Source organism: Mitsuaria sp. TWR114, assembly GCF_007997345.1.
The window spans coordinates 1-10,433 of record NZ_VOSR01000350.1 but is presented as its reverse complement, the minus strand read 5'-3'; the positions used below and the strand labels follow the sequence as shown (position 1 = coordinate 10,433).

Genomic DNA, 10,433 nt, shown 5'->3' with positions numbered 1-10,433 from the left:
CTGACTCCGCTGACTCCGCAGCTTCGCATCCACGCCATGGCTTTGAACTTCCGTATCGGTGAGGGCTGGGACACCCACCAGCTCGTCGCCGGCCGCCCGCTGATCCTCGGCGGCATCACCATCCCGCACACGCACGGCCTGCTGGGCCATTCGGACGCGGACGCGCTCGCGCACGCGATCACCGATGCATTGCTCGGCGCCGCCGCGCTGGGCGACATCGGCAAGCTCTTCCCCGACACCGCCGCCGAGTTCAAGGGAGCGGACTCGATGGTGCTGCTGGCCGAGGCCTACCGCCGCGTGAAGGCGCTGGGCTGGGTCATTGGCAACGTCGACACGACCATCGTGGCGCAGCAGCCCAAGATGGCGCCGCACATCCCGGCGATGCGCGAGCGGCTGGCGCAGGTGCTGGACATCGACGCCGGTCAGATCAACGTGAAGGCCAAGACGGCCGAGAAGATGGGCCCCGTCGGCGAACTCAAGGCCATCGAGGCACGCGCGGTCTGCCTGCTGGTGCGCGACGCCTGAGCGTCCCGCCATGAACTCCCTCTCCCCGCTCGCGGGGAGAGGGCAGGGGTGAGGGGCCTCTCCCCGCAAGCGGGGAGAGGAAATGACTCAAACGCTGGCGCGCTTGAGCCGCAGCTGCGCGACGAAGCCGCTGTCGTCGGCGTTGGACAGGCGCAGGTGCGCGCCCAGGCGCTGCACCGACTTCTCGACGATCGCCAGCCCCAGCCCCGCGCCGGTCGCGGCGGTGCGCGCGGTGTCGCCGCGATAGAACGGGGTCGTCAGCTTGGACAGCTTGTCCGGCGGCACGCCCGGCCCATGGTCGCGCACCGTCAGCAGCACCCAGGCGCTGTCGGCTTCGGCGGTGACGTCCACGCGCGCGGGCTCGTCGCCGTGATGGCCGTAGCGGCGCGCGTTCTCGAAGAGGTTGAGCAGGATGCGGCCCAGCTCGGTCGGGTCGGTCCAGATGCGCAGCGCCGCGGACAGCCGCACGCTGATCACGATCTGCTGCGGGTCGCGGAAGCCCTGCGCCTCGCGCTCGACCAGCTCGCGCAGGTTGAGCGCCTGCAGCTGCAGCTCGCTGGGCCGCGCGTAGTCCATGAACTTGTTGATGATCGCGTCGAGCTGGTCGATGTCCTGCGCGATGTAGGTCCGCGCCTGCTCGTCGTTGACACTCATCTCGGCCTCGAGCCGCAGGCGCGCCAGCGGCGTGCGCAGGTCATGCGAGATGCCCGCCAGCATCACGCTGCGGTCCTCTTCCATCTTGGCCAGCTCGCGCGCCATCCGGTTGAAGCCCATGTTGACCTCGCGGATCTCGCTGGTCAGCGTGCTTTCGTCCAGGCGCGAGTCGTATTCGCCCTCGCGGATGCGGCTGGCGGCGATGGACAGCTCGCGCAGCGGCTGGTTGATCAGCCGCGCGATCGCGGCCGCGCCCAGCAGCGAGGCGCCCAGCGCGATCGCGATCCACCACCAGTTGCTGGAGATGTTGGCCTGCAGCGGCGCGGGATTGGTCTGCAGCCAGAACTGGTCGGGCCCGACGTCGAAGCGCACCCACAGCCCCGGCACGCCGTTCAGGCCGCTGGCCAGCACGGTCTGCGGCCCCAGCCGCGAGACCAGTTCCTTGCGCAGGCGCTGCGCGAAGGGAGAGTTCTCATAAGGGAGCCAGCGGTCGGTGGCCTCGGCCACCTCGACCGACACCGCCTCGCTGCGCGCGATCGACTTGACCACCGCGACCCGGTTGATGGCGTCGGTGCTGGACAGCGCCACCCGCGACAGGTTCACCAGGCCGGCCAGTTGCTGCGCGGCCTCGAGCGCCTTCGGTTCGGCCTCCAGGGCCTTGAAGGTCTGCTGCCAGGCCAGCACGCCCGCGGCCAGCAGCAGCGCGAAGGTGCGCCAGAACAGGTTGAGCGCCAGACGGGGAGGGGTCACGGGAATCGACGGCATTCAAGGGCTCGGCCGTCGGCCGTCGCCGGCCTCCGGACTTGCGCACGCGGCGCGGCGGGCGGGCGGCCGATCAGGCCGCCTCGTCGGGCACGAAGACGTAGCCCACGCCCCAGACGGTCTGGATGAAGCGCGGCTGCGCCGGGTCCTCTTCCAGCAGCTTGCGCAGGCGCGACACCTGCACGTCCAGGCTGCGGTCGAAAGGTTCGAACTCCCGGCCGCGGGCCAGCATCGCCAGCTTGTCGCGCGACAGCGGTTGGCGTGGATGCCGCACCAGTGCCTTCAGCATCGAGAACTCGCCGGTGGTCAGCGGCACCGGCTCGCCGTTCTTGGCCAGGCGGCGCAGCGCCAGGTCGAACTCGAACGGGCCGAACTGGACCGTCATCGGTTCCTTGGACGGCGCGCCCGGGGCTTCCGGCGGCGGGCGACGGCGCAGCACCGCATTGATGCGGGCCAGCAGTTCGCGGGGGTTGAAGGGCTTGGCCAGGTAGTCGTCGGCGCCAACCTCCAGGCCGACGATGCGGTCCACTTCCTCGACCTTGGCCGTCAGCATGATGATCGGCGTGTTGTCGCCCGCGGCGCGCAGCCGGCGGCAGATCGACAGGCCGTCCTCGCCCGGGAGCATCAGGTCCAGGACGATCAGGTCCACCGTCTCGCGGGTGAGCTGCTTGTTCAGCGCCTTGCTGTCCTCGGCCAGCAGGACCTCGAAGCCTTCCTGGGCGAGATAACGGCGCAGCAGGTCGCGGATGCGGGCATCGTCGTCCACGACCAGGATGCGGTTAGGGCGGGTTGTGCTTTGCATGGCGGCCACTCCGGAATTTGTAACAGCGGCACTGTAAGGGCAGTTTTCCCGCCTGTTTGCGGGATGCAGCAGTCCTTACTGGATGGTTACATCTTTTGTAACAGCGCCGTGGAGACCTCACAAGAGGTGGGTCGAATGGCCCAAAAGAGGGCCAAAAGAGGGGTGTAGCGCCGGTCAACCGTGACGGTTTCTTCACCCGTTATGCTGGCCTCCCCGAGGACTCTCCGTAGGAACCCGAATGATCCGAACCTCCAAGACGCTGACCCGTGCCCTGATCGCCGCCGGCGCGATCGCCCTGGTGCCAGCAGTTTCGAATGCCGAACCTGCGAAGACCGACGTCCTGGCGCTGAGCGCCTCCGCCACCACCGAGGTGGCCCGCGACCTGCTCCAGTTGCGCTTCTCCACGACGCGCGAGGGCAAGGAAGCCGCCGCGGTCCAGAACGAGCTCAAGCAGGCGCTGGACGCCGCGCTGGCCGAGGCCCGCAAGATCGCCAAACCGGGCCAAGTCGACCTGCAGGCCGGCAACCTGTCCGTCTATCCGCGCTACGGCCAGGTGAAGCCGGGCACGAGCGGCTCGCCGCAGATCACCGGCTGGCAAGGCAGCGTGGAACTGCTGGTGCAGGGCCGTGACATGGAAGCCATCTCCAAGCTGAGCGGCCGCATCCAGTCGCTGGCGATCGCCAACGTGAGCTACGGGCTGTCGCGCGAGGCGCGCGAGAAGGCCGAGAACGAGGTCGTGTCCCAGGCGATCGCCAGCTACAAGGCCAAGGCCTCGGTGTACGCGCAGCAGTTCGGCTACGCCGGCTACCGGATCGGCGAGGTCAGCGTGAACGCCGACCAGCCGATGCCGGTGATGATGGCCGCGGCGCCCCGTTTCAAGGCGATGGCCGCGGCCGCCGACGAGGCGCTGCCGGTCGAGTCCGGCAAGGCCACGGTGACGGTGAATGTCAGCGGCAATGTTGTGATGACGCGGTGATGGCTCGGTGGTGACCCGCTGATGACCTGCTGGGGGCGCTCCCCCTGAACGAAAAACGCCCGGCTCGACCGGGCGTTTTTCCTTGCAGCGGGGCTGCCCGGCTTACTGGGCGGTCCAGCCGCCGTCCATCGCCCAGGCTTGGCCGCGCACATTGACCGCGGCGTCCGAGCACAGGAACACCGCCAGCGCGCCGAGCTCTTCCGGCGTCGTGAACTGCAGCGAGGGCTGCTTCTCGGCCAGCAACTGGCGCTTGGCCTCGGCGGGGTCGAGCTTCTCCTTCTCGCTGCGCGCGTCGATCTGCTTCTGCACCAGCGGCGTCAGCACCCAGCCCGGGCAGATCGCGTTGACGGTGACGGGCAGCGTCGCGGTCTCCAGCGCCGCGGCCTTGGTCAGTCCGACCAGGCCGTGCTTGGCCGCCACGTAGGCCGACTTGCCGGCCGAGGCCACCAGCCCATGCGTCGAGGCGATGTTGATGACGCGGCCCCATTGCTTCTTCTTCATGCCGGGCAGGGCCAGCCGCATCGTGTGGAAGGCGGAGCTGAGATTGATCGCCAGGATCGCATCCCACTTCTCGGGCGGGAACTCGTCCACGTTGGCCACGTGCTGGATGCCGGCGTTGTTCACGAGGATGTCGCAGCCGCCGAACTGCTCATCGATATAGGCCATCATGGCTTCGATCTCGGCCGGCTTGCTCATGTCGGCGCCGTGATAACCGACCTTCACGCCCAGCGCCTCGACCTCCGCCTTCGGGCCCGCGTGGTCGCCGAAGCCGTTGAGCACGATGTCCGCGCCCTGGCGGGCCAGGGTCAGGGCAATCCCCAATCCGATGCCGCTCGTCGAGCCGGTGACCAGGGCCGTCTTTCCTTTCAGCATGCCGCGTCCTCTTCAGGGTTGTTAGGATGGGTGCAAAGGATACGAGCGATGTCTGAACCCTTGTTGAAAAAAGTCCAGGCGCTGAGCCCTTGCGGCCTGCACCAGGTCGCGTATTGGGAGTGGGGGCAGGCCGACAACCCGCGGGTGCTGGTCTGCGTGCACGGGCTGTCGCGCCAGGGGCGCGACTTCGACGTGATCGCCAGACGCCTGAGCAATCGCTTCCGCGTGATCTGCCCGGACGTGGTGGGCCGCGGGGAGTCGGAATGGCTGGGCGATCCGCGCAACTATCAGCTGCCGCAATACGTGTCCGACATGGTGACGCTGATGGCCCGCCTCGGCGCGCCGCAGGTGGATTGGCTGGGAACCTCGATGGGCGGGCTGATCGGCCTGGCGCTGGCGGCGATGCCGTCCAGCCCGATCAAGCGCCTGATCCTCAACGACGTGGGCCCGACCATCGAGTTCGTCGCGCTGCAGCGCATCGCCAGCTACCTGGGCCGGGCGCCGCAGTTCGAGAACTGCCAGCAGGGCGCCGACTACCTGCGTGGCATTTCGGAGGGCTTCGGCCCGCATACCGACGAGCAATGGCTGGCGCTGTCGCGCGCGATGTTCAAGCCGGACGGCGACCGCTGCCGGCTGCATTACGACCCGCGCATCGGCCAGGGCCTGGCCGGTCTGACGCCGGAGCTGGCCAAGGCCGGCGAGGCTCAGCTCTGGGCCGCCTACGACGCGGTCCGCTGTCCGACGCTGCTGCTGCGCGGGGCCGAATCCGACCTGCTCACGCGGGCGACGGCCGAGCTGATGACGCAGCGCGGCCCGCGCGCCGAGCTGCACGAGTTCCCGGGCGTCGGCCATGCGCCGACGCTGGTGCAAGAACAACAGATCCAGGTGGTGGAGCGATTCCTCGACCGCGGATGACGTCCCGGCGGCGGATCGCGCCGCGCGGACACGGATGAACGACGAATGAAGACGGAATTGGGGCTGCGGCAGGACCAGGCGGCGCCCATCGTGGCCCTGCTGGACGGGGACCTGCCTCATCGCTTGCCGGCCGCGCCGCCGCGCGCCGAGGAAACCGCGGACCCGGTGCGCCGGGCCCGCGCGTTCGCGGAGCCGCTGCTGGCGGACCATCGCCTGGGCACCGGCGAGCCCGCGCTCGACCATGCCGACGGCGTGGCGGCGATCCTGGCGGGCGTCGGTGCGGCGCCTTCGATGCAGGCCGCTTCCTACCTGGTCTACGCCGGCGACTACCTGAACAAGCCCGAGGAGATCGTCGCCAAGGCCTTCGGCGAGAGCGACGCGAGCCTGGTCGCGCACACGCGTCGCCTGGTGCAGATCCAGCGCGCGGCGCGCGAGGCGCGCGTCGAGGAGCAGCGCCGCCAGGAGCAGACCGAGCTGGTGCGCAAGATGCTGCTGGCGTTCTCGCGTGACCTGCGCGTGGTGCTGCTGCGGCTGGCGTCGCGGCTGCAGTCGCTGCGCTGGTACGCGGCGACGAAGACGCCGTGTCCGCGCGAGTTGGCGGCCGAGTCGCTGCAGGTCTTCGCGCCGCTGGCCAACCGGCTGGGCATCTGGCAGATCAAGTGGGAGCTGGAGGACCTGGCCTTCCGCTTCCTGGAGCCCGAGCACTACCACCAGCTCGCCAAGGGCCTGCACGAGAAGCGGGTCGAGCGCGAGCAGTCGGTGGAGTCGGTGCGCGCCGCGCTGGAGCGCGAGCTGCAGGCCCATGGCATCGAGGCGCAGGTGCAGGGGCGGCCCAAGCATCTGTACAGCATCTGGAAGAAGATGCGCGGCAAGGGGCTGACGCTCGAGCGCGTCTTCGACCTGCGCGCGCTGCGCGTGGTGGTGCCGGAGGTGGCGGATTGCTACGCGGTGCTGGCCAGGCTGCATGAACGCTACAAACCGGTCGATGGCGAATTCGACGACTACATCGCCCGGCCCAAGCCCAATGGCTACCAGTCGCTGCACACGGTGGTGATCGCGGCGGATGGCCGGCCGATGGAAGTGCAGATCCGCACCCGGGCGATGCATGAGCATGCCGAGCATGGTGTCGCCGCGCACTGGGCCTACAAGGAAGCCGGCACCAAGGGGTATGCCGGCGTCAGCGCCGCCGGCGAATTCGAGGAGCAGGTCGCGCAGGCGCGCAAGGCCGTGCTGCGGCAGCTGCTGGCCTGGGAGCGCGATTACGTCGCGGAAAGCGGCCCCAGCTTCGATGACCGCATCTATGTGTTCACGCCGCAGGCCAACGTGGTCGAGCTGTGCGCGGGCGCGACCGCGGTGGACTTCGCCTACGCGGTGCACACCGACCTCGGCCACCGCTGCCGCGGCGCCAAGGTCGACGGCCAGATGGTGCCGTTGAACACGCCGCTGCAGAGCGGGCAAACGGTGGAGATCGTCGCGCTGAAGGAGGGCGGTCCGTCGCTGGACTGGCTCAATGCGGAGCTGGGTTATCTGCAGAGCCAGCGCAGCAAGGCCAAGGTCCGTGCCTGGTTCAACGCGCAGGTGCAGTCGCAGACGATCGCCAAGGGCCGCGAGCTGGTCGAGAAACTGCTCCAGCGCGAGGGCAAGACGGCGATCAAGCTGGACGACCTGGCCGGGCGCCTGGGCTTCAAGAGCGCGGACGCGCTGTTCGAGGTCGTCGGCAAGGACGAGTACTCGCTGCGCAACATCGAGACTCTGCTGCGCCCGCCGGTGCCGGAGGCGGACGAGGAGGAACTGCTCGTCCAGAAGCACACCAAGGGCGCCGTCGGCGAAGGGCGCACGCCCAAGGGCGGGGTGCTGGTGGTGGGCGTCGACTCGCTGCTGACCAGCCTGGCGCGCTGCTGCCGGCCGGCGCCGCCGGATCCGATCACCGGTTATGTGACGCGCGGCAAGGGCGTGGCGATCCACCGCGCCGACTGCGCGAACCTGCGGCAGATGGCGCAGTCCGCGCCGGAGCGCGTCATCGCGGTGGCCTGGGGCGAGCCCGCGCCGGACCGTGCGGGCAAGGGCGCGCTCTATCCGGTGGACCTGGTCGTCGAGGCGGCGGACCGGCCGGGGCTGCTGCGGGACGTGCTGGAGCTGTTCGCCAAGGACAAGCTGAACGTGATCTCGGTGAACCAGCAGAGCGGCAAGGGCAAGCCGGCGCGCAGCGACCTGTCGCGGATGAATTTCACTGTCGAGGTCAGCGACGCGCAGCGGCTGCAGCAGACGCTGGTCGCCCTGTCGCAGGTGAGCGGCGTGCGCAGCGCGCGGCGGCGCTGAAGCCTGGAGTGGCCGCGGTCCGGCGAGGGGATGCGGCCGTTCAGCCCGTGTTCATCGGGGTTGTGGGCGATCGGTGGGTGTCGCGACCGGCGAGCGCTGCGTGGGTCCAGGCGGGCGCTGTTCCATTTTTCTTGCGGCTTCCTGGACGGACGCAAAAATCCGGCATATACTGCGAGGCTCTTCAGGCGCGTAGCTCAGTTGGTTAGAGCACCACCTTGACATGGTGGGGGTCGTTGGTTCGAATCCAATCGCGCCTACCAGAATTGGTAGGCAAGTCCTTCGGGACACCTCAGCAGATCGCCCGCTCAAACGGGCGATTTGTTTTGCGGACCAGTGGATTGACCACCGCTGGCCGAGTATTTCAGGCGCGTAGCTCAGTTGGTTAGAGCACCACCTTGACATGGTGGGGGTCGTTGGTTCGAATCCAATCGCGCCTACCAAAGCACACCCCGGTGAGTCGGAAGACTCTCCGGGGTTTTTGTTTTGGTACCGCGCGACCAATGCGCAGCGACATTCGTCGCAGGCCTTCCACGGTCGCGCGCCTGCGCTCGTGCAGAATGCGCGCTCTGCTCGACCGCCGCCGTCCCGGCGCTGCCTGTCCGACGATGAAGTTCCCGTTGCGCCGTTTCCGTTCCCCCTGGCTGCTGCTGCTCGTGCTGGCATGCAGCCTGCTGGGTCGGCCGCTGCACGAGGCCTGGCACGTCGCGCATCCGTTCGGCGAAACCGCCGGCATCGCAGCGGCCGGGCGCATCGATGCGTCGCCGGTCGTCGGCGGTGCCGCAGCTGCGACGGCCGCTGCTGCCGCGACAGCGGACGATCCGGTGTCCGGTCAGGAGGACTCCCCGGGCGCGAAATCGGACAGCTGCGCGTGGTGCCTGTTCCACGCGCAAGCCGTCGCGCCTGGCGGCACGCCGCAGGCACTGCTGGCCCACGCCGAGGCGAGCCCGCCGCCAGCGGCCTTGCCTTGCGGACGGGTCTGCTCCCGCGACTGGACCGTCGCGAAGCCGAGAGGCCCGCCGGCCGCCTGAACCGCCCGCGCGCGCCAGGCGCGCTTTCGCTCATCCGGTTCACCACGCACGGGCGGCGTCGACGCGTCGTCACGCCCGCCCGGCGGCCATTCCTCGCTTTGTCATGTCCTTTTCTTCCGTCCTGCGCGCCGACGGCGCGCGCCTGTCTTCGTCCGTCCCGCTGCAATCCCTCCTCATCCTGGAACTGGCACTGGCCGCGTCCAGCCTCCGGGCGCAGGACGCGCCTACAACGCCCGCACTCCCCACACCGCCCACCATGCCGGCGGCCGATGCCGCCCTCGACGCGGTCACCGTGGACGGCGCCCGCCAGCCGTATCGCACGCTCGTCGTCACCGGCGCGATGAAGACCGACACGCCGGCGCGCGACCTGCCGCAGAGCGTGCGCGTGCTGTCCGGCGCCCTGCTGGCCGACGCCGGCGTCACCCGCCTCGACCAGGCGCTGGACCTGGCGAGCGGCATCGCCCGCCAGAGCAACCTCGGCGGCCTGTGGGACAGCTACGCGATGCGCGGCTTCACCGGCGATCCGAACTTCGGCTCGGACTACATGGTCAATGGCTTCACTTCCAGCCGCGGCTACAACGGCCTGCGCGACACGGTGAACACCGCGTCGGTGGAGGTCCTCAAGGGGCCGGCCTCGGCGCTTTACGGCCGGGGCGAGCCGGGTGGCACGGTCAACATCACGACGAAGAAACCCTCGTTCACGCCCGCCTATGCGCTGCAGTTCTCCGCCGGCAGCCACGACCTGTGGCGCGCCAGCGCCGAGGCGACCGGCCCGCTCGGCGAGCGCGTGGCCTACCGGCTCGGCGTCGCGCGGGAGGGCAGCGCCAGCGACCGCGACCACGTCGAGGCGCGTCGGACGGCGATCTCGCCGTCCTTCCTGTGGATGGTCGGCAACGACACGACGGTCAGCTACGAGCTCGAGGTTGCGCGGCAGAAGGCGACCTTCGATCGCGGTGTTGTCGCGATCGGCGGCCAGTTGGGCCGGGTCCCGCGCCATGCGTTCTACGGCGAGCCGGACGACGGCCCGATCGCGACCGAGAGCGTCGGCCTCCAGCTCTTCGTCCAGCACCAGTTCAACGACGACTGGTCGCTGCAGACCGGCCTGAGCTATCGCGAGAGTTCGCTGGCGGGCATCGCGACCGAAGCCCGCTTCGTCCAGCCGGACCAGCGCACGCTGGTGCGCCAGCGCCGCGCGCGGGACTTCTCGGCGAACGACCTGTCGGGCCGCTTCGAGGTGCTCGGCACGGTGCGGGCGGCCGGGCTGCGGCACCACCTGCTGGCCGGCGTGGACGCGTACCGCTTCGTCGACCGGCGCCAGCAGCAGCGCGTGGTCACCTCCACGCCGATCGACCTCTTCGAGCCCGTGTACGGCGCCACGCCGCCGCCGATGGCGCTCAGCGCCTGGACCCGCGAGGCGCAGAAGGCGCATGCCGTCTACGCGCAGGACCAGATCGACCTCGGCGAGCGCTGGAAGCTGCTGCTCGGCCTGCGCCATGACCGCTACGACCAGACGGTGCTCAACCGCCGCAGCGGCATCGCGACCGACCAGTCGCTGGGCGCGACCTCGCCGCGCGCCGGC

At 69.6% G+C, this 10,433-nt stretch carries 9 protein-coding genes and 2 tRNA genes; 8 read left to right on the top strand and 3 right to left on the bottom strand.

The window, feature by feature from the left end; genetic code table 11:
- The first annotated feature begins 36 nt into the window (after nt 1–36).
- Nucleotides 37–525 carry a 2-C-methyl-D-erythritol 2,4-cyclodiphosphate synthase gene (ispF, locus tag FUT87_RS13680; protein WP_147241380.1) on the top strand — a complete coding sequence of 163 codons (489 nt, stop codon included), beginning with the start codon at nt 37–39 and terminating at the stop codon, nt 523–525.
- 87 nt (nt 526–612) lie between these two features.
- On the opposite strand, the gene FUT87_RS13675 is transcribed toward ispF, so the two are convergent.
- Together FUT87_RS13675 and ompR are read right to left on the bottom strand one after the other, a co-directional pair.
- Nucleotides 613–1,944 (bottom strand): ATP-binding protein, encoded by a 1,332-nt coding sequence (locus FUT87_RS13675; protein WP_147241379.1) that lies wholly within the window; start codon nt 1,942–1,944, stop codon nt 613–615.
- Between the two features lie 70 nt (nt 1,945–2,014).
- On the bottom strand, nt 2,015–2,743 hold the full coding sequence (gene ompR / locus FUT87_RS13670) for a two-component system response regulator OmpR (protein WP_091732051.1): 729 nt from the start codon (nt 2,741–2,743) through the stop codon (nt 2,015–2,017).
- 238 nt (nt 2,744–2,981) lie between these two features.
- Here ompR and FUT87_RS13665 point away from each other — a divergent pair, with 238 nt between their 5' ends.
- Nucleotides 2,982–3,719 carry an SIMPL domain-containing protein gene (locus FUT87_RS13665; protein WP_091732054.1) on the top strand — a complete coding sequence of 246 codons (738 nt, stop codon included), beginning with the start codon at nt 2,982–2,984 and terminating at the stop codon, nt 3,717–3,719.
- Nucleotides 3,720–3,821: 102 nt separating this feature from the next.
- Here the strand turns inward: FUT87_RS13665 and FUT87_RS13660 are convergent, their stop codons facing one another.
- Nucleotides 3,822–4,592, bottom strand: coding sequence for a 3-hydroxybutyrate dehydrogenase (locus FUT87_RS13660; RefSeq protein ID WP_091732057.1), 771 nt, complete (start codon nt 4,590–4,592; stop codon nt 3,822–3,824).
- Nucleotides 4,593–4,640: 48 nt separating this feature from the next.
- Between FUT87_RS13660 and FUT87_RS13655 the strand changes: the two genes are divergently transcribed.
- From FUT87_RS13655 to FUT87_RS13630, 6 genes are all read left to right on the top strand, one after another.
- The gene (locus tag FUT87_RS13655) at nt 4,641–5,507 is read left to right on the top strand and encodes an alpha/beta fold hydrolase (RefSeq protein ID WP_147241378.1); all 867 of its coding nucleotides are present in this window, start codon (nt 4,641–4,643) and stop codon (nt 5,505–5,507) included.
- Nucleotides 5,508–5,552: 45 nt separating this feature from the next.
- Nucleotides 5,553–7,826 carry a bifunctional (p)ppGpp synthetase/guanosine-3',5'-bis(diphosphate) 3'-pyrophosphohydrolase gene (locus FUT87_RS13650; RefSeq protein WP_091732065.1) on the top strand — a complete coding sequence of 758 codons (2,274 nt, stop codon included), beginning with the start codon at nt 5,553–5,555 and terminating at the stop codon, nt 7,824–7,826.
- A 183-nt stretch (nt 7,827–8,009) separates the two neighbouring features.
- Nucleotides 8,010–8,086: transfer RNA gene (locus FUT87_RS13645), tRNA-Val, on the top strand.
- Nucleotides 8,087–8,189: 103 nt separating this feature from the next.
- Nucleotides 8,190–8,266 (top strand) — tRNA-Val (locus FUT87_RS13640).
- Between the two features lie 165 nt (nt 8,267–8,431).
- Nucleotides 8,432–8,854 carry a hypothetical protein gene (locus tag FUT87_RS13635; RefSeq protein ID WP_147241377.1) on the top strand — a complete coding sequence of 141 codons (423 nt, stop codon included), beginning with the start codon at nt 8,432–8,434 and terminating at the stop codon, nt 8,852–8,854.
- A gap of 103 nt (nt 8,855–8,957) precedes the next feature.
- Nucleotides 8,958–10,433 (top strand): TonB-dependent siderophore receptor (locus tag FUT87_RS13630; protein ID WP_255511822.1); only part of this gene is annotated, 1,476 nt, incomplete at its 3' end.

Excerpts from the sequence above, each read along its gene's own strand:
- ispF (WP_147241380.1), top strand. The coding sequence starts at position 37 with ATGGCTTTGAACTTCCGTATCGGTGAGGGCTGGGACACCCACCAGCTC.
- FUT87_RS13675 (WP_147241379.1), bottom strand. The coding sequence starts at position 1,944 with ATGCCGTCGATTCCCGTGACCCCTCCCCGTCTGGCGCTCAACCTGTTC.
- ompR (WP_091732051.1), bottom strand. The coding sequence starts at position 2,743 with ATGCAAAGCACAACCCGCCCTAACCGCATCCTGGTCGTGGACGACGAT.
- FUT87_RS13665 (WP_091732054.1), top strand. The coding sequence starts at position 2,982 with ATGATCCGAACCTCCAAGACGCTGACCCGTGCCCTGATCGCCGCCGGC.
- FUT87_RS13660 (WP_091732057.1), bottom strand. The coding sequence starts at position 4,592 with ATGCTGAAAGGAAAGACGGCCCTGGTCACCGGCTCGACGAGCGGCATC.
- FUT87_RS13655 (WP_147241378.1), top strand. The coding sequence starts at position 4,641 with ATGTCTGAACCCTTGTTGAAAAAAGTCCAGGCGCTGAGCCCTTGCGGC.
- FUT87_RS13650 (WP_091732065.1), top strand. The coding sequence starts at position 5,553 with ATGAAGACGGAATTGGGGCTGCGGCAGGACCAGGCGGCGCCCATCGTG.
- FUT87_RS13635 (WP_147241377.1), top strand. The coding sequence starts at position 8,432 with ATGAAGTTCCCGTTGCGCCGTTTCCGTTCCCCCTGGCTGCTGCTGCTC.